Annotated in this window: 22 protein-coding genes; 9 read left to right on the top strand and 13 right to left on the bottom strand. The window is 68.6% G+C overall.

Features of this window, described 5'->3' with window-relative positions; genetic code table 11:
• Positions 1-71: 71 nt before the first annotated feature.
• The 5 genes from yejB to KF889_02195 are packed head-to-tail and all read left to right on the top strand — an operon-like array spanning position 72 to position 5,778.
• On the top strand, positions 72-1,166 hold the full coding sequence (gene yejB, locus KF889_02215) for a microcin C ABC transporter permease YejB (protein ID MBX3498232.1): 1,095 nt from the start codon (positions 72-74) through the stop codon (positions 1,164-1,166).
• Positions 1,166-2,191 carry an ABC transporter permease gene (locus tag KF889_02210; GenBank protein ID MBX3498231.1) on the top strand — a complete coding sequence of 342 codons (1,026 nt, stop codon included), beginning with the start codon at positions 1,166-1,168 and terminating at the stop codon, positions 2,189-2,191. Before yejB ends, KF889_02210 begins: the two co-directional genes overlap by 1 nt.
• Entirely contained in the window at positions 2,191-3,849 is a 1,659-nt protein-coding gene (locus KF889_02205; protein ID MBX3498230.1) for an ABC transporter ATP-binding protein, read from the top strand. The genes KF889_02210 and KF889_02205 overlap by 1 nt, the downstream gene beginning before the upstream one ends.
• Positions 3,846-4,793 (top strand): glyoxylate/hydroxypyruvate reductase A, encoded by a 948-nt coding sequence (locus KF889_02200; GenBank protein ID MBX3498229.1) that lies wholly within the window; start codon positions 3,846-3,848, stop codon positions 4,791-4,793. The genes KF889_02205 and KF889_02200 overlap by 4 nt, the downstream gene beginning before the upstream one ends.
• A gap of 1 nt (position 4,794) precedes the next feature.
• Entirely contained in the window at positions 4,795-5,778 is a 984-nt protein-coding gene (locus tag KF889_02195) for a glycosyltransferase family 2 protein (protein MBX3498228.1), read from the top strand.
• 97 nt (positions 5,779-5,875) lie between these two features.
• On the opposite strand, the gene KF889_02190 is transcribed toward KF889_02195, so the two are convergent.
• Positions 5,876-7,099 carry a leucyl aminopeptidase family protein gene (locus tag KF889_02190; GenBank protein MBX3498227.1) on the bottom strand — a complete coding sequence of 408 codons (1,224 nt, stop codon included), beginning with the start codon at positions 7,097-7,099 and terminating at the stop codon, positions 5,876-5,878.
• Positions 7,100-7,366: 267 nt separating this feature from the next.
• Between KF889_02190 and KF889_02185 the strand changes: the two genes are divergently transcribed.
• The gene (locus KF889_02185) at positions 7,367-8,035 is read left to right on the top strand and encodes a glutathione S-transferase family protein (GenBank protein ID MBX3498226.1); all 669 of its coding nucleotides are present in this window, start codon (positions 7,367-7,369) and stop codon (positions 8,033-8,035) included.
• Between the two features lie 24 nt (positions 8,036-8,059).
• Here the strand turns inward: KF889_02185 and KF889_02180 are convergent, their stop codons facing one another.
• The gene (locus KF889_02180) at positions 8,060-9,070 is read right to left on the bottom strand and encodes a TAXI family TRAP transporter solute-binding subunit (GenBank protein MBX3498225.1); all 1,011 of its coding nucleotides are present in this window, start codon (positions 9,068-9,070) and stop codon (positions 8,060-8,062) included.
• Between the two features lie 85 nt (positions 9,071-9,155).
• A complete protein-coding gene (locus tag KF889_02175; protein ID MBX3498224.1) occupies positions 9,156-10,766 on the bottom strand; it encodes an alkaline phosphatase family protein in 1,611 nt (536 codons plus the stop codon).
• 41 nt (positions 10,767-10,807) lie between these two features.
• Between KF889_02175 and KF889_02170 the strand changes: the two genes are divergently transcribed.
• Positions 10,808-11,383 carry a DUF924 domain-containing protein gene (locus KF889_02170; protein ID MBX3498223.1) on the top strand — a complete coding sequence of 192 codons (576 nt, stop codon included), beginning with the start codon at positions 10,808-10,810 and terminating at the stop codon, positions 11,381-11,383.
• Here the strand turns inward: KF889_02170 and KF889_02165 are convergent, their stop codons facing one another.
• Positions 11,384-11,896, bottom strand: coding sequence for an O-acetyl-ADP-ribose deacetylase (locus tag KF889_02165; protein ID MBX3498222.1), 513 nt, complete (start codon positions 11,894-11,896; stop codon positions 11,384-11,386). It lies immediately after the preceding gene.
• A 69-nt stretch (positions 11,897-11,965) separates the two neighbouring features.
• Between KF889_02165 and KF889_02160 the strand changes: the two genes are divergently transcribed.
• A complete protein-coding gene (locus KF889_02160; GenBank protein ID MBX3498221.1) occupies positions 11,966-12,439 on the top strand; it encodes a DNA starvation/stationary phase protection protein in 474 nt (157 codons plus the stop codon).
• A gap of 70 nt (positions 12,440-12,509) precedes the next feature.
• Here KF889_02160 and KF889_02155 read toward each other — a convergent pair whose 3' ends face one another.
• The 8 genes from KF889_02155 to KF889_02120 all read right to left on the bottom strand — a co-directional run bounded on the left by KF889_02155 (position 12,510) and on the right by KF889_02120 (position 23,595).
• Positions 12,510-12,983 carry a DUF882 domain-containing protein gene (locus KF889_02155; protein ID MBX3498220.1) on the bottom strand — a complete coding sequence of 158 codons (474 nt, stop codon included), beginning with the start codon at positions 12,981-12,983 and terminating at the stop codon, positions 12,510-12,512.
• A gap of 553 nt (positions 12,984-13,536) precedes the next feature.
• A complete protein-coding gene (locus KF889_02150; GenBank protein ID MBX3498219.1) occupies positions 13,537-16,008 on the bottom strand; it encodes a cation:proton antiporter in 2,472 nt (823 codons plus the stop codon).
• A gap of 41 nt (positions 16,009-16,049) precedes the next feature.
• The gene (locus tag KF889_02145) at positions 16,050-18,104 is read right to left on the bottom strand and encodes a protein kinase (GenBank protein MBX3498218.1); all 2,055 of its coding nucleotides are present in this window, start codon (positions 18,102-18,104) and stop codon (positions 16,050-16,052) included.
• A gap of 101 nt (positions 18,105-18,205) precedes the next feature.
• Complete coding sequence (locus KF889_02140; GenBank protein ID MBX3498217.1) at positions 18,206-19,246, bottom strand: ABC transporter ATP-binding protein; 1,041 nt, start codon at positions 19,244-19,246, stop codon at positions 18,206-18,208.
• Complete coding sequence (locus KF889_02135; GenBank protein MBX3498216.1) at positions 19,243-20,973, bottom strand: iron ABC transporter permease; 1,731 nt, start codon at positions 20,971-20,973, stop codon at positions 19,243-19,245. The genes KF889_02140 and KF889_02135 overlap by 4 nt, the downstream gene beginning before the upstream one ends.
• Before the next feature lie 152 nt (positions 20,974-21,125).
• Positions 21,126-22,481 (bottom strand): extracellular solute-binding protein, encoded by a 1,356-nt coding sequence (locus KF889_02130; GenBank protein ID MBX3498215.1) that lies wholly within the window; start codon positions 22,479-22,481, stop codon positions 21,126-21,128.
• Positions 22,482-22,719: 238 nt separating this feature from the next.
• Complete coding sequence (locus KF889_02125; GenBank protein ID MBX3498214.1) at positions 22,720-22,941, bottom strand: LytTR family transcriptional regulator DNA-binding domain-containing protein; 222 nt, start codon at positions 22,939-22,941, stop codon at positions 22,720-22,722.
• Positions 22,942-23,595, bottom strand: coding sequence for a hypothetical protein (locus KF889_02120; GenBank protein ID MBX3498213.1), 654 nt, complete (start codon positions 23,593-23,595; stop codon positions 22,942-22,944).
• On the opposite strand from KF889_02120, the gene KF889_02115 reads away from it, so the two are divergent.
• Entirely contained in the window at positions 23,594-24,118 is a 525-nt protein-coding gene (locus KF889_02115; GenBank protein MBX3498212.1) for a hypothetical protein, read from the top strand. The two genes, KF889_02120 and KF889_02115, sit on opposite strands and share 2 nt — an antisense overlap.
• On the opposite strand, the gene KF889_02110 is transcribed toward KF889_02115, so the two are convergent.
• A complete protein-coding gene (locus tag KF889_02110) occupies positions 24,104-24,688 on the bottom strand; it encodes a HupE/UreJ family protein (protein MBX3498211.1) in 585 nt (194 codons plus the stop codon). The two genes, KF889_02115 and KF889_02110, sit on opposite strands and share 15 nt — an antisense overlap.
• Position 24,689: the final 1 nt, after the last annotated feature.

Here is a 24,689-nt window from a genome sequence, read left to right as displayed (position 1 = left end):
AGCGAGGGATCTTTGCGTCTTGGAAAGATCCCTCGCTGCGCTCGGGATGACAGCTTCCGGGCAACCCACCCGTGACCGCCTATATCCTGCGCCGCCTGCTGCTGATGGTGCCGACGCTGCTCGGCATCATCACCATCAACTTCTTCATCATCCAGGCGGCGCCGGGCGGTCCAGTCGACCAGGCGATCGCCAAGATCCAGGGCCGCGACGTCGACGCCACCACGCGCTTCACCGGCAGCGGCGGCGAGACGCGCGACACGGGCCAGAGCGCCACCGAACCCGGCGGCTCGCGCGGCGCGCGCGGCATCCCGCCGGAGCTGCTGGAGCGCATCAAGAAGCAGTACGGCTTCGACAAGCCGATCCTCGAGCGCTTCGTGCTGATGCTGCGCGACTACATCGTCTTCGATCTCGGCGAGAGCTTCCAGAGCAACACCCGCGTCGCCGACCTGGTGATCTCCAAGATGCCGGTGTCGGTCACGCTCGGCCTGTGGACCACCCTGCTGGTCTACTTGATCTCGATTCCGCTCGGCATCGCCAAGGCGGTGCGCGACGGCTCGCGCTTCGACGTGGCGAGCTCGGCCGTCGTGGTCGTCGGCTACGCCGTTCCCAGCTTCCTCTTCGCCCTGCTGCTGGTCGTGCTGTTCGCCGGCGGCAGCTTCTGGCAGATCTTCCCGCTGCGCGGCCTGGTCTCGGACAACTGGGACGAGCTGTCGTGGCCGGCCAAGATCGTCGACTATTTCTGGCACGTGACGCTACCCATCCTGGCGATGGTCATCGGCAGCTTCGCCACGCTCTCGATGCTGACCAAGAACTCCTTCATCGAGGAGATCGGCAAGCAGTACGTCCAGACCGCGCGCGCCAAGGGCTTGAGCGAGCGGCGCGTGCTCTACGGCCACGTCTTCCGCAACGCCATGCTGATCGTGGTGGCGGGGTTCCCTTCGGCCTTCCTGTCCGTGCTCTTCACAGGCTCGCTGCTGGTCGAGGTCATCTTCTCGCTCGACGGGCTGGGCTATCTCGGCTTCAACGCCGCGCTCAACCGCGACTACCCGGTGATGTTCGGCACGCTCTGGGTCTTCGGCCTGCTCGGCCTGATCATGGGGCTGATCGGTGACCTGATGTACGTCGTCGTCGATCCGCGCATCGATTTCGACACGCGCGGGGCTTGATGAAGATCACGCCTTTGATGCGCCGTCGGCTGGCGAACTTCCGTGCCAACAGGCGCGGCTACTGGTCGCTGGTGATCTTCGGCATCGCCTTCGTGCTGAGCCTGTTCGCCGAGTTCATCGCCAACGACCGGCCGATCCTGGTCCACTATGACGGCGGCTTCTACTTCCCGGTGTTCAAGAACTATCCCGAAGCGACCTTCGGCGGCGACCTGCCGGTCGACGCCAAGTACGACGCCAACGGCGTCGGCCCGCTGATCGAGGAGAAAGGCTGGATGCTGTGGCCGCCGGTGCGCTTCAGCTACGACACGCTGGTCACCAACCTCGCCGTACCGGCGCCTTCGCCGCCGACCTGGCAGAACCCGCTGGGCACCGACGACCAGGCGCGCGACATGGTCGCCCGGCTGATCTATGGCTTTCGCATCTCGGTCCTGTTCGGCTTTCTGCTGACCATCCTGGGCTCGACCATCGGCATCGCCGCCGGCGCGGTGCAGGGCTATTTCGGTGGGCTCACCGACCTCTTCTTCCAGCGCTTCCTCGAGATCTGGTCGAGCATGCCCACGCTCTACCTGCTGATCATCCTGGCGAGCTTCATCCAGCCCGGCTTCTGGAACCTGCTGGGCATCATGCTGCTGTTCGGCTGGATGGGATTGGTCGGGCTGGTGCGCGCCGAGTTCCTGCGCGGCCGCAACTTCGACTATGTCCGCGCCGCCCGGGCGCTGGGCGTGTCCAACACCAGGCTGATGTTCCGCCATATCCTGCCCAACGCCATGGTCTCCTCCCTGACCTTCCTGCCCTTCATGCTGGCCGGCTCGGTGACGACGCTGACCGCGCTGGATTTCTTGGGCTTCGGCCTGCCGCCCGGCTCGGCCTCGCTCGGCGAGCTGCTGCTGCAGGGCAAGAACAACCTGAACACCCCCCGACTGGCCTTCATCGGCTTCATGATCATCGCCGTCGCGCTCAGCCTGCTGGTCTTCATCGGCGAGGCGGTGCGCGACGCCTTCGATCCGCGTAAGCTGCCCTCCTGATGTCCACGCCGCCTCCCTCCCCGTCCGCCGCCCCCCTGCTGGTGATCGACGACCTGTCGGTCGATTTCGGCCAGGGGCCGGGCGCCGTGCACGCGGTGCGCAACGTCTCCTTCAGCATCTCCCGCGGCGAGACCGTGGCCCTGGTGGGCGAATCGGGCTCGGGCAAATCGGTGACGGCACTGTCGATCCTGCAGCTGCTGCCCTACCCGCCGGCGCGCCATCCCTCGGGCAGCATCCGCTTCGCCGGCGAGGAGATGATCGGCACCACGGGCGAGACCTTGCGCCGCGTGCGCGGCGATCGCATCGCCATGATCTTCCAGGAGCCGATGACCTCGCTCAACCCGCTGCACACCATCGAGCGGCAGGTGAGCGAGTCGTTGCTGCTGCACAAGGGCCTGACCAAGTCCGCCGCGCGCAAGCGCACCCTGGAGCTGCTGCACCAGGTTGGCATCCCCGAGGCGGCGCGTCGCCTGGATGCGTTCCCGCACCAGCTCTCCGGCGGCCAGCGCCAGCGCGTGATGATCGCCATGGCGCTCGCCAACGAGCCCGACCTGCTGATCGCCGACGAGCCGACCACGGCGCTCGACGTCACCATCCAGGCGCAGATCCTGACGCTGCTGAAGACGCTGCAGAAGCGCTACGGCATGGCGCTGCTGTTCATCACCCATGACCTCGGCATCGTGCGCAAGATGGCCGACCGGGTCTGCGTGATGAACGACGGCCGGATCGTTGAGCATGGTCCGGTCGAGGAGGTCTTCGACACGCCCTCGCACACCTACACCAAGCACCTGCTGTCGGCCGAACCCAAGGGCAAGCCGGGCGAGCGCGATCCCTCCGCGCCCGTGGTGATGGCTGCCGACGACGTGAAGGTGCATTTTCCGATCAAGCGCGGCGTGTTTCGCCGCACCGTCGGCCACATCAAGGCGGTCGACGGCGTTTCGCTGGAGCTGCGCAGCGGCCACACCGTGGGCATCGTCGGCGAGAGCGGCTCGGGCAAGACGACGCTCGGCCTCGCCTTGCTGCGGCTGGAGCAGAGCCAGGGTGCGATCCGCTTCGACGGCCGAGACCTGCGCGACCTGCCGGCGCGCGACTTGCGGCCGCTGCGCAGGGAGATGCAGATCGTCTTCCAGGACCCCTACGGCTCGCTCAGCCCGCGCATGTCGGTCGAGCAGATCGTCGGCGAAGGCCTGGACGTGCACGGCATCGCCCGCGACGCCCAGGAGCGGCGCGATCTGGTCGACTCGGTGCTGAGCGAGGTCGGCCTCGACCCCGGAATGCGCGACCGCTACCCGCACGAATTCTCCGGCGGCCAGCGCCAGCGCATCGCCATCGCCCGCGCCATGGTGCTGAAGCCAAAGTTCGTCGTCCTCGACGAGCCGACCTCGGCGCTCGACATGAGCGTGCAGGCGCAGATCGTCGACCTCCTGCGCTTTCTGCAGGCGCGCCACAAGCTGGCCTACATGTTCATCAGTCACGACCTGAAGGTGGTACGGGCACTGGCCGACGAGGTGATCGTCATGCGTAACGGCCTGGTCGTTGAGCGCGGTTCGGCACGGCAGATTTTCGAGGACCCTCGGACGCCCTACACCAAAGCCCTGATGGAAGCCGCCTTCAACCTCGAACCGATCGGCGCCGCCGAGGGTGCTGTCGCCACATGAGCAATGCGTTCTGTTACGTGGTCGCCGCGCAGGGCGGGGGCGACTGGCAAGGCTGGCGCACGCGGCTGGGCGAGGCGCTGGGTGAGACCATCGACATGCGGCCCTGGGGGCAGCACGGCGATCCCGGCGACATCGAGATCGCGCTCGCCTGGAAGCCACCGCCCGGCGCGCTCGCGGCGCTGCCCAGGCTGAAGCTGATCGTCTCGCTCGGCATGGGCGTCGATCACCTGCTGATCGACCCCGCCCTGCCGAGGAACGTGCCGATCGTGCGCATCATCGATTCCGGCCTGGTCGGGCAGATGAGCGAGTATGCGATCTATTGGGCGCTGCGCCATCACCGCGACATCGACGCCTACATGGAGCTGCAACGCCGCAAGGTCTGGGAGGAGATCCCCTACACCGACACCGCGCTGCGCCGCGTCGGCATCCTCGGCCTGGGCGAGATCGGCGCCGACACCGCGCGCAAATTCGCCATGCTGGGCTTCCCCACAGCCGGCTGGAGCCGCACGCCACGCAAGATCGAGGGCGTCGAGTGCCTGCATGGCGCGGACGGCCTGCCCGCGCTGCTGGCGCGCAGCGACATCCTGATCGACGTGCTGCCGATGACGCCGCAGACCGCCAACATGCTCGACGCGCGCGCCTTCGCGCGCATGCCCAGGGGCGCCTACTTCATCAACATGGCGCGCGGCGGCCATGTCGTGGACGCCGACCTGCTGGCGGCGCTCGACAGCGGCCATCTTGCCGGTGCGACGCTCGACGTCTTCCATATCGAGCCGCTGCCGACCGACCATCCCTATTGGACGCACCCCAAGGTGCGCGTCACGCCGCACGTCGCCGGGCCGACCAACCCGCGCACCGCGGCCGCCAGCGTCGCCGACAACGTGCGCCGCCTGCGCGCCGGGCAGCCTTTGATCAACCTCATCGACCGGACCGCCGGCTATTGAGATGGACGCCACGGTCATCGTGCCGACCTACAAGCGGCCGGATGACCTGCGGCGCTGCCTCGACGCCCTGACGCGGCAGACCCTGCCACCGGTGCGCGTGGTTGTGGTGCGCCGCGATATCGACAGCACCACCGAGGCGATGCTCGCCGCCTACGACCCCGGTACGCTGCCGATGGTCATGCGCGTCGTGGCCCTGCCCGGCGTGGTGGCCGCGCTGAACGACGGTCTCGAGGCCGCGACCGGCGACATCGTGGCGATGACCGACGACGACGCCGCGCCGCGTCCCGACTGGCTCGAACGCATCGTCGGCCATTTCACCGTCAATGCCCGCGTCGGCGGCGTCGGCGGGCGCGACCACATCTTCATGGGCGAGCGCCGCGACGACTGGCCGCCGCAAGCGCGCGTCGGCATCAGCACCTGGTACGGCCGCACCTACGGCAACCACAATGCCGGCTTCGGCCCGGCGCGCGAGGTCGAGTCGCTGAAGGGCGTGTGCATGGCCTTCCGCCGTGCCGCCATCGGCTCCCTGCGCTTCGACCGCCGCCTGCGCGGCCAGGGCGCGCAGGTCGCCAACGAATACCTGTTCGGCGGCGCCATCCGCCGCGCCGGCTGGACCTTGATCTATGATCCCGCCATCGGCGTCGACCACTTCCCCGCACAACGCCACGACTCCGACGACCGCGGCCAGATCGACCGACTCGCGCTGCGCGACATGATGCACAACGCGACCTTGGGCTATCTCGAATACCTGCCGTTGCCGCGCACCTTGGCGATCCTGCTCAACCACACCCTATGGGGCGCCCGCACCCAGCCCGGCCTGCTCGCCGCCATCACGCACTCGTTGCGCGGCCGACGGCAGATGTGGCTGGGCTTCCGTGAAGTCGTGGCCGGCGAGCTGGCGGCGATCGCCACGTGGTGGCGCACGCGCAATGATCGAGTCGCCGAGCGCCGCGCGGCGCCGTGGCGTGCAATGCCGTCATCCTGAGCTCAGCGAAGGATCCTGCGGTATCGCGGTCACATGCGTGCATGGCGCGCAAGGGCACCACCGCGAGGTCCTTCGCTGCGCTCAGGACGACGCAGAGTCACCGCTTCGGGTAGCGCTCCTTCAGCATCGCGAACAGCGCCCGTGCGCCCATCGCCTCGCCGCCTTCGGGGCGGCCGGGCTGGCCCTGGTTCCAGGCCATGGTATCGATGTGCATCCACGGCACGTTGTCGGGCACGAATTCCTGCAGGAACAGCGCCGCGGTGATGGCGCCGCCGAACGGCGTCTGGCCGGCGTTGTTGATGTCGGCGATCTTGCTGTCGAGGAAGCGGCGATAGCCGCGCCACAGCGGCATGCGCCAAAGCTGGTCCTCGCGCTCGCGACCGCTTTTCAGCAGCGCCTCGGCGACGGCATCGTCGTTGCAGAACAGCGCCGGCAGCTCGGGGCCCAGCGCCACGCGCGCGGCGCCGGTCAGCGTGGCGACGTCGACCACCAGCGCCGGCTCCTCGCGCACCGCCTCGGTCAGCGCGTCGCACATCACCAGGCGACCCTCGGCGTCGGTGTTGCCTATCTCCACCGTCGTGCCCTTGCGCGAGGTGATGATGTCCATCGGCCGGAAGGCGTTGCCCGAGACGCTGTTCTCGACCGCCGGGATCAGCACGCGCAGCCGCACATTGAGCCTGGCGGCCATCACCATCGAGGCCACGGCCAGCACTGTCGCCGCGCCGCCCATGTCCTTCTTCATGTTGAGCATGCCGGCGGCGGGCTTCAGGTCGAGGCCGCCGGAATCGAAGCACACGCCCTTGCCGATCAAGGTCACCTTGGGCGCGCTGGGCCGGCCCCAGACGATGTCGATGAGCCGCGGCGCGCGGGTCGAGGCGCGGCCGACGGCGTGGATCACCGGATAGTTGCGCCGTTGCAACTCGTTGCCCACGGTCACGGTAAAGCGCGCGCGGTGCTTGCGTGCCAATGCGCGCGCAGCCAATGCGAGTTCCGCCGGGCCCATGTCGTTGGCCGGCGTGGTGATCAGGTCGCGCGCCATGAACATCGACTCGGCGACCCGTTCGACCTCGGCGCGATCGCATTTCGACGGCCATACCAGGCGCGGGCCCGTCTTGGTCGACTTGCGATAGCGCGAGAAGCGCCACGAGCCCAGCGCGAAGGCGATCGCCGAGTCGGTCACCGAGATCGGCATGCTGTCGCCGACCAGCGCGTAATCGCCCGGAGGCAGGCGCGTGGCCAGCGCACCATAGTCCCACATCGTCGGCTTCGCCGAGCGCACCACGACGGCCATCGACGGCTTGCCGTCGCCATCGGGCACCATGGCGAACTCGCCGGCCTTGCCGGCGATCGACGACGCCTGCAGCCACGTGCGCGCCTTGGCCGGCTGACGCTTGAACCATGCCGCCCATTCGGACGGTGCGACGACGGCCACGGGAACCGCCGCCGGTGCGCGATCGATGAACGGAAGCGTCACGACCCGATCCCCCGGCTTCTGCTATAGTCTCGGCGCGAAGCGCGCAGCATGGTCGCGAATCGGTGTGGCTTGCAACGCCGATGTGCGTGTATGACGACGATGGATGAGGACAACATGGCCGAGTTCAATCTCGTCTTCGGCAACAGAAACTACTCCTCTTGGTCGCTGCGCGGCTGGCTGATCTGCAAGATCGCCGGCATCGAGTTCGACGAGACGTTGATTCGTCTCTACGCGCCGGAGACCAAGGCTGAGATCGCACGCTATTCCTCCTCGGGCCTGTTGCCGGCACTGATCCACAAGGGTCTGACGATCTGGGATTCGCTGTCGATCGCGGAGTATCTGCACGAACTCAGTCCCGCAGCCGGGCTGTGGCCCGAAGCACAGGCCGCGCGCGCGGTCGCGCGCTCGGTGTCTGCGGAAATGCATTCGGGCTATCCCGATCTGCGCCGCGAGATGCCAATGAACATCCGCGGCTCGTTTCCCGGCCACGGCCGCACGCCCGAAGTGATGACGCAGGTGCAACGCATCGTCGCGATCTGGCTCGACTGCCGGAAGCGCTTCGCCGGCTCGGCTTCGCGCGACGACGGATTCCTGTTCGGCCCGTTCACCGCTGCCGATGCGATGTTCGCGCCCGTCGTGACGCGCTTTCGCACCTACGCCGTGTCGCTCGACGACGAGGCGAAGACCTATTGCGACAATGTGATGAAGCACCCGGCGATGGCCGAATGGGTCGACGCGGCCAAGCACGAGCCGTGGCTGGTCGAGCAATACGAGTTCCGCTGAGCGGCTCCGCTGCGACCTGATCCGTCAGTCCTTCAGCAGGCCTCGCTCCTTGTAGAAGCGCGCGGCGCCGGCGTGCAGCGGCACCGCCAGCCCCTCGAGCGCCGTTTCCAGCGTGATCAGCGCCGCGGCGGGATGGCCGCGGTCGAGCCTGCTGCGCGTCGAGGGGTGGAACAGCGCCCGCAGGCTGCCATAGACGATCTCCTCGTCGAGGCTGTTGGAGACCATCAGCTGCGAACCCACGGCAACCGAGTCGCAGGCCTCGACGCCCTGGTACATGCCGGCCGGGACGGTCAGGGTCACCAGGCCGGGCCGTTCGCGGCGCAGGCGCTGGGCGACGCTCGAGGAGACCGGAAGCAGGCCGATCTCGACTTGCCGCGCCAGGCCGACCAGCAGCGGCGCCGGCTGGCCGGCCACCATGACAAAGGCGTCGATCGTGCCCTCGCGCAGCCGATGGCTCGCGGCCTGGGGCGAGACGTAGTCGGCGACAATGTCGCGTCGGCCCAGCCCGTAGGCGCTCAGCAGCGCGCGGGCCAGCGGCAGGGTTCCGGATCCCGGCTCGCCCAGGGATACCGTGCGCCCGCGCAAATCGGCGATGCTGGCGAGATCGCGGTCGCGGCGGACCACGACATGCACCGTCTCGGGAAACAGGTTGGCGGCGGCGCGCAGCCCCGGGACCGGCCTGCCGCCGAACATCTCGTCGCCGGCCAGCGCCGCGGCGGCGATGTCGGCCTGGGCCAGGGCGGCATCGAGCGTGCCCTCGGCCATGCGCTTGATGTTCTCGACCGAGCCCTGGGTGGCGATGGCCTCGGCGATCAGGCCGGGCACGCCGCAATTGCCGCCGGCGTCGCAGGGCCGTCCTCCGGGCGGATTGCTGATGGCGGTGGCGATCAGGCTGGCGACGGGAAAGTAGGTGCCGCCCACCGGGCCGGCGCCGATCATCAGGTTGCGGGTGACCGGGGCCTGCGCCCGCGCACCTGTCGCCGCGGCCAGAAGGCTGGCACCGGCAACGAGGATGAACGGACGACGCCGCAACACGCGACTCTCCGGCAGGCAGGAGGTTAATGGGCGGACCTTACTCCGCTCCCCTCACACGTGCCATCGAATCACGACCAAAGTTTGATCACCACACGCCGAAAAATATTCCGTGTGCCTTATGTGCCGCAGTCCGCGCCTCGACAAAGCCATCGTCGACGGTGACGCGGCTCTTGCGCGCGCGCATCCAGTCGAACAGGCGGACCTGCATCTCGTCGCGCACCGAGGCGTGGCCCGGATCACGGCCGAGATCGACGAACTCGCGCGGATCGGTCTCGAGGTCGAAGAGCTGCGGCGGGAAATCGAGCCACCACACGTATTTCCATCGGTCCGTCCGCACCATGAAGGCGCGGCAGTCGCGCACGTGGCGGCCCAGGATGCGCCGCGCCTCGCGGAAGGAATAGTCGAGCTCGGAGAACACCGCGTCGCGCCAGCCGGTGCGATCGTCGCGCGACTGGGCCTTGCTTGACGCCAGGTCGTCGGGCACCGGCGTTCCCCGGGTCAGCGGCAGGAGCGAGCGGCCCTCGATCAGGTGGCGCTGCGGCGGCAGGCCCAGCGCATCGAGACAGGTCGGCACGACGTCGACCGCCTCGACGAAGCGCCTGTCGACCGTGCCGCGCGTGCCATCGGCGGCGGCGTCAGGGTCGACGACGATGAACGGCACCCGCACCACCTCCTCGTAGAATATCTCCTTCTCGCCCAGCCAGTGATCGCCGAGGAAGTCGCCGTGGTCGGCGGTGAACACGATCAGCGTGTCGTCCATCCGCCCGGCCTTGCGCATCGCCGCGAACAGCCGGCCGAGGTGATCGTCGATCTGCTTGATCAGGCCCATATAGGCCGGCCGCACCGTGCTCGCCGCCTCGGGACGCGAGAACGAGATCGATTCCTCGTGCTGGCGATAGGCGGCGAGCACGGGGTGCTGGTCGACCAGCTCCGCCTCTCTTCGGTTGGGCGGCAGGCAGTGCTGCGGGCCATAGAGCGCGTGGTAGGGCGCCGGCGCCATGTAGGGCCAGTGCGGCTTGACGTAGCTGAGATGCAGGAACCAGGGCTGCTCGCCTTGCCGCTCGACAAAGCGGATCGCCTGGTCGGTCATGTAGGCGGTCTCGGAGTGCTCCTCCCTGACCCGCGCCGGCAGGCGCACGTTGCGCATGTTCCAGCCCGACAGCTTCTCGCCGCTTGGTCCGTCGGCGGCGATGACGAACTCGTTCCAGGGATCGTCGGCGACGTAGCCGTGGGCGCGCAGGAAGGCGGGATAGCCGCTCTCCGTCCCCGGTGGGGAATGACCGTCGTAGCGGTCGAGCTCTTCGAAGCCGCCGGTGCGCATCAGGGCCGCCAGCGCCGAGCCGCCCTCGATGCCGTAGCGCTCCAGCCCCTCGACGTCGGGCAGGACGTGGGTCTTGCCGGCGAGCGCCACGCGCAGCCCGGCGGGCCGCAGATAGTCGCCGATGGTGCGCTCGCGGATCGACAGCGGCACGCGGTTCCAGGTGGCGCCGTGGCTCTGCACGTAGCGGCCGGTATAGAACGACATGCGCGAGGGTCCGCAGACGGCGGACTGCACATAGGCGCGCGCAAACAGCACGCCGCGCCCGGCCAGCGAGTCGATATGTGGCGTGGCGAGATGCGGGTGCCCGGTACACGACAGATGGTCGGCGCGCAGCTGATCGCACATGATAAACAGGACGTTCCTGACCTTGCCCATCGGGCTCCCCCACACGCTGCTCGCGTCTATCCTAGGCCAACATGCTCGACCCGCGTATCGCCGCCATCCTGAATTTCTGGTGCATGCCCCGGAACCATCCCCGCTACGGCAGGAGCCGCGACGTCTGGTTCGTCTCCGGCCCCGAGTTCGACGCCGAGATCCGCCGCCGCTTCGGCCGCGAGATCGAGCAGGCCAAGGCACGGCGCCTCGACCACTGGATCGAGACGCCCGACGGCGCCCTGGCGCTGGTGCTGCTGCTCGACCAGTTCACCCGCAACACCGGCCGCGGCTCCGGCGCCGCCTTCGCCGGCGACAGGCACGCACGGCACGTCGCCCACAGGGCGCTGGCGCGCCGCCACGACCGGCACTTTCCCGTCCATGTCAGGAAGTTCTTCTACCTGCCCTTCGAGCACAGCGAATCCCTGGGCGACCAGCACCGCTCGATCGGCCTTTTCGCGCGGCCACGGCCGCCGCTGGTGCTGATCTGGGCCGTGGCCCATCGCGACACCGTCACGCGCTTCGGCCGCTTTCCGCATCGCAATGCCGCCCTGGGCCGCGTCGACACCCCTGATGAAGCCGCCTACCTGGCGGGCGATCACCAGCGCTACGGCCAGTGATCAATCGCTCTCCTCCAGTGTCCTGACATAGAGGTCGTACATCGGCCGGCCGAAGCAGCAGAAGATCACGCGCTCGATCTCGGGCCCGTTGCGCACAGCCTCGATGGCGATGCGCGTCGCCTCCTCGGCAGGATAGCGATAGATGCCGGTGCTGATCGCCGGGAAGGCAATCGACCGCAGGCTGTGGCTTTCGGCCAATGCCAGCGAGTTGCGATAGCAGGCGGCCAGAAGCTCAGGCTCGCCATGACTGCCGCCGTTCCATACCGGACCGACGGTGTGGATCACGTGACGCGCCTTCAGGCGGTAGCCCCTGGTGATCTTGGCCTCGCCGGTCCGGCAGCCGTTGAGCATCCGGCACTCCATCACCAGCTCCGGCCCGGCGGCGCGATGGATCGCGCCATCGACGCCGCCACCGCCGAGCAACGAGGAGTTGGCGGCATTGACGATGGCATCGACATCGAGCGTGACGATGTCGGCTTCGAAAATTTCGATGTGCTCCTTCCAGCCCGGCATGCCTACCTCCTCTACGGCGATCGGACATGACGCCAAGTTGGATCCATAGTCACACAAAGGAGTTCGGGAATGGCGGACAAAGTCGACCTCGGCCTTGGCGCCAATGTGCGCAGGAAGGTCGCCGACGATCTGGCCGAGGTGCTGGCCGACCACTACCTGCTGGCGCTGAAGACCCAGAACTTCCACTGGAATGTCACCGGGCCGAACTTCCAGGGCCTGCATACGCTCTTCGGCACCCAGTACGAGGCGCTGCACGCGGCGGTCGACGAGCTCGCCGAGCGCATCCGCACCCTGGGCTACCCGGCGCCGGGCGGCTTCGCGATCTACGCCAAGATGGCCTCGCTCAGAGAGGCCAGGGGCGGTGAGAGCTGGCAGGAGATGTGCGCGCAGCTGGCAGCCGACAACGATTCGCTGGTGAAGGCCTGCCGCAAGCTCGGCGACCTCGCCGACGAAGCCGGCGACACGGAGACTGGCGACCTCATGAACGACCGCAAGGAAGAGATGGCCAAGGCGGCCTGGATGCTGCGCTCGCACGTCGGCTGAGCCCGGATGCTCTCCTTGAAATGCAAACGGGCCGCTGATGCGGCCCGTTTGGTCTCGGGAGCCTTGGGCTCTACCAGTAGCGCACCGACCCGGTGTCGACATGCACGAAGCCGGTGCGCGGGTAGTAGCCGACGCCGCCCAGCCCCAGCTCGCGCGCCGCCTGACGCACCTGGTAGGGCGAGAAGCCCGGAACCTTGACATCGATCGCCTGTCCCTGGGTGTGCAGGCTGTTGCGCGCCACGCCGCGGCTCATGCGTGCCAGCACGGCGTTGGTCTGCGGCGAGCGATAGGCCGACAGCACCTCGAAGCTCGAGGCGCCCAGCCTGCGCTGCAGGTGCCAGAGGATGTCGAAGAGCTCGGGATCCATGGCGATCACGTCGCCGCTCTTGTGGTCGACCAGGAAGGTGCTGAGCTTCTGCAGCTCGGACGGGATGTACCGGCCGCCCTGACGATAGGTCGAGGTGATCGATTCCCGCGTGTTCATGTTGAACAGGCTCAGCGTGCGTGCGCCGCCATCGTCCGGCGGCGGCGCCAGCTTTTCCATCGGCGGCGCATAGGGCGACATGGCGGCCGCTGCCGGCACGGCCGCGCCATAGCGACCGGCGCGCTGGGCGTTGGCCGGCGTCGTCGTCCTGGTCGGGCGCCAGGCTTTGGCGGTGACGGGAACACCCTGCGGCTTCACCTTGGCTGGCGCCTTGGCGGCCGTTACCCGCTGGGGTCCGCGCACGACGTTGACCTTGGCGGTCTGCGCCGCCGGCTTGACGGCGGGCTTGGTCGCGGCGGCGGGCGGCTTGGCGGCGGCGGCCTTGCCGGGTGGCTTGACGGCGACCTTGGACGCCGGTCTGTCGGCTGCCTTGGCAGAAGGCTCTTTGGCCGTCTGGGCTTGAAGGGTTGCGGGCGCTGCGAGCGCCACAATTGCCACAAGTAAGCCCAGTCGTGCCATTCGCATGAGGGGGTCCGCCGGCCGTTCGAGGGATGTTGCACGAATGCAACACACTCCTCACTACCATCCGAAATAATCGGAAACAACCCTCGAAATCTGGGGCGACAGGTTTATCCAGGTCTCATTTGTCAAAAGAATCAACGCCTTGGTCTGGTCACGAACGCGCCGCGTTCGAGCTGCGCCGCCGCTCGGCGACACCTTCGATCTCGCTTCGGATATCGGGATTGGCATCGAGCAGGCGGCGAAAATCAGTGGCCGACAGTTCCATCAAATGGCACGAACCATCGGCGACGACATCGGCGTTGCGCGGCTGATTCTGCAGCAGGGCCATCTCGCCGAAGAAGTCGCCGTCGCGCAGCACCACGTCGCCGACCGCCAGCTTCACGACCGCATGGCCAGCGGTGATGAAATACATGGCATCGCCCTGCTGGCCCTTCTCGACCACTTTCTCGCCCGGCAGGGCGACGCGCGGACGCAGCCGGCTGCCGACCTCTCGTACCGCGGCGTCGTTGAGCCGCGCGAAGATCGGCACGCGCGAGATCATCTGCGCCAGCTCCCGGCTGATCCGCAGCGGCGCACGGCGCATGGCGCTGGTGCGGCGCTCCTCAAGCTCACGCTGCAGATCGTCGTAGACCTCGCGGCCGATGGTCATGTTCGCCCAGTGCCGTTCGTACTCCAGGCCTTCCAGGCGAATGGCGATGCGTTCGATATGCTGGGCGCGCACTACCTCGGCATAGCCGCCGTACTGCAGCGACAAGGCGCGCAAGGCGCGGTCGACCGCCTCGACCCGCCGCTCGGCGCGGGCGATCAGGGTCGAGGCGACATCCTCGCCCAGCAGGGCGGCAAAATCGCCGCGATCATCCTCGCACATCTCGCCAAGCACGACGCGTGTCGCCATCAGCGTCTCGAAGCGATCAGCGAGCTGCTCGGCGAAGGGCCGTTCCCAGCCGATGCGCTGGTATATCGACAGCGCCACGCGGAAGCGCCAGCCGACGGCGTTGATCTGCTGCAGGGCGAGATCGTAGCCCGGGACGCCATCGGTGCGCACCCGGTCGATCAGTCGATCGACGCTGGTGATCAGCTGCGTGGCGATGGTGCGCGAGATCGTGCGGTGCTCGAAATGCGCCAGGTAATGCTCGCGTTCGCGCGCGCACAGCACGCGCAGCCCATAGGCCTCGCGTACGTCGGCCGGCAACCATGGCCCGTAGGTGGCGGAGGGTGTCTCGGCCTGCGGTTCGGCCGCTGCCTGCGGCGCGGCGCCATAGGCCTCGGCGATCTCGTCGACCTCGCGGCCAACCTTCTCGCGCGAGACCTTGAGGACGCGATCGCGCAGCGCCTTGTCGGTCTCGTCCAGCTCGTTGAGCCGGAAGTAGCGCATCATCGGCCGCAGGCTCGGTGCGTTGACGAACAGCGTCAGCAGCACGAATAGGGTGGCGACAGTGGCGACGAACTCGCGCACCTCCGCCGGCAGCCGACCGTTGCCATAGGCCACCAGCGCCAGCGCCAGCGTCACCGCGCCGCGCAAGCCGCCCCAGAACAGGATGGTGCGATAGCCCTTGTTGACAGGCTGCGAACGCCCCGTGGCCTCCAGCATCGGCAGCAGGCCGAACAGCGTGAAGGCGCGCGAGGCGAAGGCCGCGACATAGACCACGGCCACTGCCAGCACATGGCGCCACTGCAGATCGTCGAGTACCTGCGCCGCCACGGTGGCGGCGAGCAGGAAGATCAGCGAGTTGGCCCAGAACTCGAGCTGGTGCCAGGTCTCGCGCAGCGACTCCCAGGTGCGCGGCTGCAGGCGCGTCGGGCCCAGTGCCGCCATGGTCAATGCCGCCGCCACCACGGCGATGACGCCGGAAACGTGGATGTACCGGTCGCCCAGAACATAGGCGAGGTAGGCCAGGCCGACGGTGATCGAGGTCACGCCGAGGCTGGAATGCCCAAGCCGCAGCAGCAGCAGGATCGCCAACCGCGCCAGCGCGTAGCCCAGCGCGATGCCGCCCAGAAACTCGCGCAGAAAGCCCAGGCCGGGCGTGGACGCGTCGGGCAGCGCTCGATTGATCAGGATGGCGATCAGGACGCCGAAGACCGTGATCGCAGCGGCGTCGTTGAACAGTGATTCGCCCTCGGCGAGGATCGACAGCCGCCTCGGTGCGCCGACATCGCGCAGCACGCCGATCACCGCGGCCGGGTCGGTGGTCGAAACCACCGCTCCCAGAAGCAGGCACAGGAATATGTCGAGCCCGGTAGCGAGGTGCAGCAGGCCGCCGACGGCGACGATGCACAGGAACACCGCGACGATCGCCAGCAGCATCACCGCCCAGATATCGTCGATCAGGCGGCGCACATCGATGGTCAGGCCGGCGGTGAACAGCAGCGGCGGCAGGAAGATGTAGAGGAACGCTTCGGCCCTGCCCGTGACGCTGCTCAGCCCGTTGACCAGTTCGCCGACAATGCCGTAGGCGCGCGCCTGGCCCCCGTAGCGATCCACCAGTATCCCCAGCGCGATGCCCAGGACCGCCAGGAGGACGGTATGGGGCACGCGGAAACGCTCGGCGACCGGCAGCAGCAGGCTCGCCAGCGCCAGCGCCGCGGCGATTGCCAGGATTGCACCGATCAGTTCCGCCATACGCTTTGCACGCCTGTCCGCCGTTTCCGTCTATCGGCGGATCAGTCTTCCTTTCGCTCCAGCACGCCCTTGCGCCACAGGCCCGCGGTCACGGTACCGTTGGGCGCGACCTCGACACCGTAGCCGTCGCGCTCACCCCCGACAAACCGGCCATGAAAGCGCGTGCCGTCGGGCAGGCTCAGCAGGCCCATGCCCTGGCGCCGGCCGGCGGCGAACTCGCCCTCGTAGCGCTCGCCCGAACCGAGAGTCTCCACGCCGACGCCGACCAGCGCGCCGTCGCGCCATTCGCCGGATTGCGTCACCGGCACGCCGCCGCGCTCATAGCTGCGCACGCCGAAGCCCTCGGGCTTGCCGCCGGAAACATCGCCGGCGTGCCGTTCTCCCGGCTTGAGGATGAACACCCCGAAGCCCGACGGCGCGCCGGCCGACCATTCGCCCTCGTAGCCACGTCCGTCGGTTGAACGCACCGTCGCCAGCCCGTCGAGGCGATCGGCCTTCCACTCGCCGGCCTGGCGTTCGCCGTCCGCCAGCACGACCACGCCCAGCCCTTCGCGGCGACCGTCGCGGACAGTGCCGGCATACTTCGAGCGATCGGGGAATTCGACGCGCTCGGCGCCCGGCAGATCGGCCTTGGCCGCTTCGGCGGCGCGGATGCGTGCCTCGCCCGCGCGCTCGCGCGCGCGCTGGCCAGCCAACGCCGCGCGCTCCGCCGCGGCGTTCGCCCGCGTCGCCGTGGCGCTGGAGAGATCAATCGTGCTCTGGCGGGTCACGCCCCTGGGTGCGACCGGCGCGGGCCCGGCAGGCGCCTGCGTGACCGGCGGCAGAACCTTGTCGATCGAATCGCGCGCGGCAGGCGCCGGCGCGGACTTTGGCTCGACCTTCGGGGGCGTCACGGGCTGCGGCACCGCCGCTGGCGGTGGAGGCGGCATCGGGGCCGTCGTCGGCGGCGGCGCGGTGGCGACCTGCGTCGGACCCTCGTCGCGCAGCGCCGGCCAGACGTACACGCCACTGACGACAACGGCCGCGATCAGGCCCAGCGCACCCGTCAGGCCACGCCACGAGAAAATCTGCCTACGCGTGACCGCCGGCTCAGGCGGGCGGATCCGATCGTCCGCCTGCACCGCCGCCAGGCGAACCGGGACGCGACGCGACGACTCCTCCAGCACGCGCGTGGGGGCCGCTTCCGGATCGCTGGCGTCGGCCACGACCGCAGATACGCGCACCGCATCCTCGAGCTCCAGCAGCTCGCGCCAGGCCTGGATCGTGCGCGGGCGGCTGTCGGCAAACACCGAAAGCGCGGCGTTGATCGCGGCGATGAAGCGCCGGGAGTAGCGGCCATCGGGCACCAGCGGCTTGTAGGGATCGTCGCGCACGCGCGCCGTCGCCTCAGGCGGCGCGGCACCTGAAATCGCGTGATGCATCACCGCCGCCAATGCATAGATGTCGGTGGCGGGGCCCTGCTTGCCATCGCTGGCGTATTGCTCGATCGGCGCGTAGCGCGGCGTGACGATGCTGGTCAGCGTGCGATCGCTGCTGCGCAGGGCCTGGCGCGCGGCGCCGAAGTCGATCAGCACCGGCGAGCCATCGGTGCGCACGATGATGTTGGCCGGCTTGATGTCGCGATGCAGGAAGCCCGCGGCATGTACCAGCTCCAGCCCATCGAGCAGGCCGGACAGCACCGTCACCACCCGCGCCGGTTCCAGTCGTCCTGGGCCGGCGATCAGCTCGGCGAAGGGCCGCCCAGCCTCGTGCTCCATCACCATGTAGCCGGTGCCGTTGGCCTCGAAGAATCGCAGCACGGGCACGATGCTGCGGTGACGGAAGCGCGCCAGGGTGCGCGCCTCGTCGAGAAAGCGGTCCAGGCCCCAGCGATAGGATTCCGCCTGGCCGCGCGAGCGCGGCGAGACGGTGGCGCCCTGGGTGCGCACCGCGAACTCGCTCGGCAGGTACTCCTTCAGCGCCACCACCCGGTGCAGGACGGTATCGGTGGCGAGATAGGTGATGCCGAATCCGCCCTGCCCGAGCACACGGTCGATCCGGTACTCGTTCAGCCGGTGCCCGGCACGCAGCGCGGAAGGAAAATCGGCGTCGGTCATCGGTGGTCAGGGCGGCCGGAACCGGCTGCCGCGCGGAGATGGCACGTGTTTGGCCGACGATTCGGGCGGGATTGCGGGCGGGGCATAGCGGATATTGTGAATCAGGGCGGCAGCAGCACGCCACCCCCCGGCCGCACGCCGAGTGCGACACGATCGCCCTCGGCGAAGACCGGCTCGCCGGCACGATAAGGGCACTCCGCCACCAGCCGTGTGCCGGCGGCCTCGACATCGTAGCGCAGCACGGCGCCCAGGTGCTCGCGATGGCGTACGACGCCGGTTCCGGAGGGGGCGGCGGCGAGCGTCAGGTTCTGCGGCCGCACCATCAGGACCGGCCGCGCCTGCGGCAGTCGATCGGCCAGATCGAAAACCAGGCCGCTGGCATGGCGGAAGCTAGAGCCCGCGACCTCGCCCTCCAGCAGGTTGGCGGCGCCGAGGAAGCCGGCGACGAAGCGGTTGGCCGGCCGGTCGTAGAGCTCCAGCGGGGCGCCAATCTGCTGGATGCGGCCGCCATCGAGAACCGCCATGCGATGGGCGGTGGCGTTCGCCTCCTCCTGGTCGTGCGTGACGTAGATCGTTGTGAGCCCGGTCTTGCGCTGCAACGACACCAGCTCGGCGCGCATCTCCACGCGCAGCTTGGCGTCGAGATTGCTCAGCGGCTCGTCGAGCAGCAGCACCTCAGGCTGGATCACCAGCGTGCGCGCAAGCGCCACGCGCTGCTGCTGGCCGCCCGAGAGCTGGGCCGGGCGGCGCGCGGCGAGCCTGTCGAGCCCTACCATCGCCAGCGCCTCGGCAACGCGTTTGTCCCGCTCGGCGCGGCCGACCTTGCGCATCTCCAGGCCGAAGGCGACGTTCTCGGCCACCGTCATGTGCGGCCACAGCGCGTAGTTCTGGAACACCATGCCGACGTTGCGCGACCACGGCGGCAGGTCGGTGATGTCGCGTGCGCCGACGCGGATGCGTCCCGCGCCCGGCGTGCCGAAGCCGGCGACCAGGCGCAGCAGGGTCGTCTTTCCGGAGCCCGAGGGACCGAGGAAAGCGAAGAACTCGCCGGCTTCGATCTCCAGCGAGACGTCGTCGAGCACCGGCGTGCCGCCGTAGCCGAACGTCACGTGTTCGACGCTGACGCCTGACGTGCCGCTCATGTGGCGCCTCCCCGACCGCGCCTGCTGCGCTCGCGCTCGGCCATGCGGTGCGAGGCCCAGGCGCCCAGCGCGACCACGACCACGGCGATCACGCCCAGCGCCGCACCCGGCCCGCGGCCCGCCGCCGACTGCATGTAGACATAGATGCCGTAGGAAATCGGCGCGTCGACGTCGCGCGTCACCAGCAGCAGCGTCTCGCTGAGCTCGACAGCCGCCGTCGCAAAGCTGGTGACGAAGCCCGCCAGCACGCCGCCGGTGATCAGCGGCACGACGATGCGCCGCAATGCGGTGAGCTTGCCGGCGCCGAGATTCTCGGCCGCTTCCTCGAGCGATTCGTGCACCTGCTTCAGCGCCGCATCGCAGGCGCGCAGCGCATACGGCAGGCGGCGGATCGCGTAGCCGATCACCAGCATTCCCCAGAATGTCGCCAGCGGCACGCCGCCCGGCAGCTCGACGCCGTAGTAGGTGCGCAGATAGCCGATGCCGATCACCAGGCCGGGCACCGCGAGCGAGGACATGACCACCATGTCGAGCAGCCGGCGCCCCGGCAGCTTCGTGCGCGCCACGAGATAGGCTATCGAGACGCCGAGCACGACATCGATGCCGGCCGCCAGGCCGCAGTAGAGCAGGGTGTTGCTCATCATGTGCGCGGAGTCGGCGAACACGGTGACGTAGTGCTTGATCGTGAAGGCGTCGGGCAGCGGGCTGAACGACCACACCGTGGCGAAGGACAGCAGCAGGATGCCGATATGCGGCGACAGCGACAGCACGACCACCAGGAGGATGAAGCTCCACGCCGCCGTCTTGCGCCAGCCGGCGAGTGGCCGCCGCGCCAGCCCGCCGCCGCCGCGCTGCTGCGTGGCGTAATCGCGCCCGCGGGTCACCAGCCCCGACGCCGCCATCGCGATGAGCGAGAACGCGACGAGGATGGCCGATATCACGTAGCCCATCGGATCGTTGAGCCCGACCGAGGTGATGCGCAGATAGGCCTGCGGCGCCAGCAGGTTGGTCTGGCTGAGCAGCAACGGTGTGCCCAGATCGTCGAACACCTTGACGAACACCAGCGCCGCGCCGGCGACATAGCCCGGCATGGCGAGTGGAAAGACGATGCGGCGGAACAGGGTCCAGCCGCGCGCGCCGAGGTTCTGCGCCGATTCCTCCATCGAGGAATCGATGTTGGCGAGCGAGGCCGAGAGGTTCAGCAGGATGAATGGGAAGTAGTGCAGCGCCTCGACGAAGATCACCCCGTTCAGCCCCTCCATGAACGGGATGCGCAAGCCGAACCAGTCGTTGAGCAGCAGGTTCACCGTGCCGTTGCGGCCGAAGATGAGCTGCATCGCCACGGCGCCGACGAAAGGCGGCATGACCAGCGGCACCACGCCCAGCGCCTGGATCAGCCCGGCGCCGCGGAAGTCGAAGCGCGCCAGGAAGTACGCGCACGGCACCGACAGCAGCGAGGCCAGGACCACCGCGCCGACCGCGACATAGAGCGAGTTGAGGAACGATTCGAGGAACAGGCTGGTACGGAAGAAGTCGCCGAAATGCGCCAGTGTGAAGCCCGTCGGCCCCTCGAACGCCGCCACCATGACGCGCGATACCGGCACGATCAGGAATGCGACGAGGAACGCCGCGATCAATGCCGCCAACGCAAGCTGCGCCGGCGACACGCTCCAGCGTCTCAGCAACCCCACCCGACGTGCCGGCAGCGACGCCCCGATCGCTACCATGAGGGGTGTTCTCTACCTTCCCCGCCGGATGGGGGTAGTTCGTGCGACAGCTTCAACGGCCGCATCTGACCGCCATACGGCCACCCCCATCCACCCTTCGGGCACCTTCCCCCGTCAGCGGGGGAAGGCGGTGCTGCTGCCATGCTGCGATCCTACTTGGCGAGCGCCGCAGCCTTGTCGGCGAGCGCCTTGGCCTCGGCATAGCTCGTCTTGGCGTGGGCGTCCCACTTCTCCTCGAACTCGGCCTGGCGCTGGCCGGGCTTCTTGTCCTTCGACACCCGCTGGAAGGCGCCGGCGATGTCCTTGTTGTTTGCGTCGGCCTCGTTGATCGGCACGGCCGAGGCCAGCTTGCGCGCCTCCGTCACCAGCTTCGAGCCCTCGGCATTGGCCTTCTTCGCCAGCGCCGCCTCGGCGGTGTGGATCGCCTTCCACGCCGCGTTCAGCTCCTTCAGCCGGAAGGTGATCAGACGGTCGTAGAGCGAGTTCACCAGCTCGTAGCGGCCCTCCGAGAGCAGCGAGTCGAAGCTGACCTTCGAGCCCAGCGAGGCGTCCTTGAACGGGTTCGGATAGCCGGCCGGCGCGCTGGCGTAGAGCGCGGGTTTCACCGGCAGGCGGCTGATCTTCGGCTCGAGCAGGATCTTCTGCCCGGCGTCGGACAGCAGGAACTCGACCCAGGCGCGCGCGGCCTTGGGATTCTTGGCGCCGGCGATGATGCCGACATTGGCCGGCACGATCGCGGTCTCGCCGGGATAGACGAACTCGACCGGGAAGCCGCTGGCCTTGGCCGAGAGCCCGAAGAAGTCGATGACGATGCCCAGGCCGTACTGGCCGGAGTTCACCGCATCGGGCACGCCGAAGCTGCGGTCGGAAACCTGTACCAGGTTCCCGCCGATCTCCAGCAGCGTCGCCCAGCCCGTCTCCCAGCCCTGCGCCTGCAGGATGTTCTCGACGGTGAGATGCGTCGTGCCCGAGCGCGACGGTGCGGAAATGCCGACATGGCCGAAATAGACCGGCTTCTTGAGGTCGGCCCATTCCTTGGGCAGCGGCAGCTCGTTCGCCTTCACGTAGCGCGTGTTGTACATGATGCCGTAGCCCGAGGCGGCGAAGCCGAAGAAGAAGCCCTCGGGGTCGTTGATGGGGAAGGTGCCGACCTTCTCGGCGATGCCCGGCGCCGCCGGCTTGTAGGCGTCGAGCAGCTTGCCCTTCTTCAGCACCTCGAAGGCATCCGGCGCCGAGGCCCAGAAGACGTCGGGCGGGTTCGACCGCGTCTCACGCACATAGGCGACGCCCGCCGTCGTGTTGCGGTTGAGGATCTCGACCTTGACCCCCGGATTGGCGGCCATGAAGGCCTTGGCGAAAGGCTCGGTGACGTCCTTGGGAAAGGACGTGATAATCACCAGCCTGTCCTCAAGCTGCGCCTGCGCCTGCGCCGGCGCGGCCAAGGCCATCGCCGCGGCGGCGGCCAGAATCGTGCGTCTCGTCCAGTTGACCCCATGGCGATCCGTCATCGCACCCTCCATAGATTGATCCCGTGGTAGCGCGTCGGCCCGGCTTGGGCAAACGCCGACATGCCATGGCGCCGATGCGTGACACCCCGATGAACGATGGGCGCCGTCGCCGTGCGGCGGCGGCCAGCGGTTTCGCTGTGGTTTCTATGGTTTGCAATGGTCGACGCGGCAACGTGGCCCCACAGTGGGTGACGTCCTCGCATCATGACGCATGGCCCGCTCCAGTCCATTTCTACCCCTAGGAATGCCAGCCTGCAGCCCCGACCACCTCCCGCCGGCTCTTGCTGACAGGCACTTCCAGTCCGTTGCGCAGGATCAGGGTGAGCTTCTGGCCATCGCGATTCGCCGCCTGCACGGCGCCATGCGCCACCCACCAGGAGCGATGCACCTGCAGCTCGGCGACGGCGTCGCGCAGGCGCAGCAGGATCAGGTCGCTGCCGATGGCGGTGTGGATGCGCAGCTAGTGGTCCTCCATCTCCAGCGCCAGCAGATCGCGGCCCAGCACCAGCGGGATGCGACGGAAGAAATGGGCAGGCGGCAGCTCGACCGCTGGCGCTGACGCAGGAATCGTCAGACCGGCGACCTTCGCGCGTTCGACGTCAGCCTGCTGATGCAGTCGCTGATGGATGAACAGTCCCATCACGACCGAGATCGAGACCGTCAGCACCGCATGGTTCGGGATCAGCCAGAGCAGGGCGCGCAGCGGCGGTGTCGCACGCAGGGCGGCCTCAAGCGCATAGACGATCAGCGCCCCCGGCACTGCCGCCAGCGCGCCGGCCAGCGCCATGCGCGCCACCGTGTGCCAGCGGTCGAACGCCTCCAGGCTCAGCAGCAGCCGGATCCGCCCGACGACCAGCAGCCACATGCTGACGCCCGTAACCAGGAAGTACGGCAGGCGCTGTGCGAACGACATGGACTCAAATGTGCCGAACGGGCCGATCACGGCGAGCACCAGGCTGATACCCAGCATCCACGGCAGGTCTTCACGCTGGCTGCGGACATAGTGCGGTTGACGCATCGCGAAACGATTGTTCCCGTCCGCTGGCGAAAAAGCCAGATCACCGGCGCAGCCGTCGTCGCGCCCGTTGCTGCCGCCGGCCATGTTGACGCCCATGAGCTACATTGTCGGCATTCTCGTGAATACACCCTGGTGGGTCTGGCTGATCCTCATCGTCGTGACGACGCTGGGCCTGCGCGACCTGCGTCCGCGCCGGCTCTCGCCGGTCGGCATGTCGGCCCTGCCGCTGGTCTCGCTCTTTCTGTCGCTGCTCGGCCTGATCCGCTACGGCCCACCCCTGCCCGCCATCGCCGCCTGGGCGTTCGTCGCCGCAGTCGGCGGCGCCGTGGGCGTCGGCCGTGCCAGCCGCCGGTCCATGAGCCCGGCCGACGGCGAGATCCGTGTCGCCGGCTCGTGGTTCTCGCTGGGGCTGGGCCTGTCGATCTTTGCCGTTCAATACGCCCAGGGCGTGCTGAACGCCCTGGTCCCCGGCCTGCGCGCCGATCCGCTGTGGGTCGCCGCCTCGTTCGCCTTCTCGGGCTTCACCCTCGGCCTGGGCATCGGCTGGCTGATCCGCGTACACCAGCGCGTGCGGATGATTCGCAGTCTCCAGCCGGCCGAAGATTCAGGTCGCGGCTAGCGCGACCCCGGCCAGCGCCATCGCGCCGCCCACCACGCGCATGCCCAGCGCCCCCGACAGGCGGCGCGCCAGCCGGCCGATACCAATGCCTGCCAGGTGCAGGCCGATTGTCGCGGCGACGAAGCCCGCGCCATATGTGAGCGCTGACGACGAGGCCGGCATCTCCGCCCCATGCGCGAAGCCATGGCAGAAGGCGAACAGGGCAATGACGGCCATCGGCGCCCATAGCGGCATCCTCGGCGTCGCGGCGATCAGCAGGCCGAGCAGTACCACCGAGCCGATGATGCCGGCTTCGGCCAGCGGCAGGCTGGCACCGGACATCCCGACGATCGCGCCCAGCACCATGACGACGACGAAGGGCGCAGGCACCAGCCACGTGGCGCGGCGCTCACCCGTCGCGCCGATATGCGCGGCCCAGATTCCGACGCCCAGCATCGCCAGCAGGTGGTCGAGACCGGTCAGCGGATGCAGCACGCCCGCTCCGGCGCTGTCCAGCGGATGGCCGGTATGGGCGTGGGCAGCGGATGCCGTCACGGCGAGCAAGGCGGCGGCGAGGGCGATGAAGCGCATG

This window comes from Alphaproteobacteria bacterium (assembly GCA_019635875.1).
GTDB lineage: Bacteria > Pseudomonadota > Alphaproteobacteria > Reyranellales > Reyranellaceae > JAFAZJ01.
Note: the sequence above shows the minus strand (reverse complement) of the source record. Positions and strands in the feature narration are given on the sequence as shown.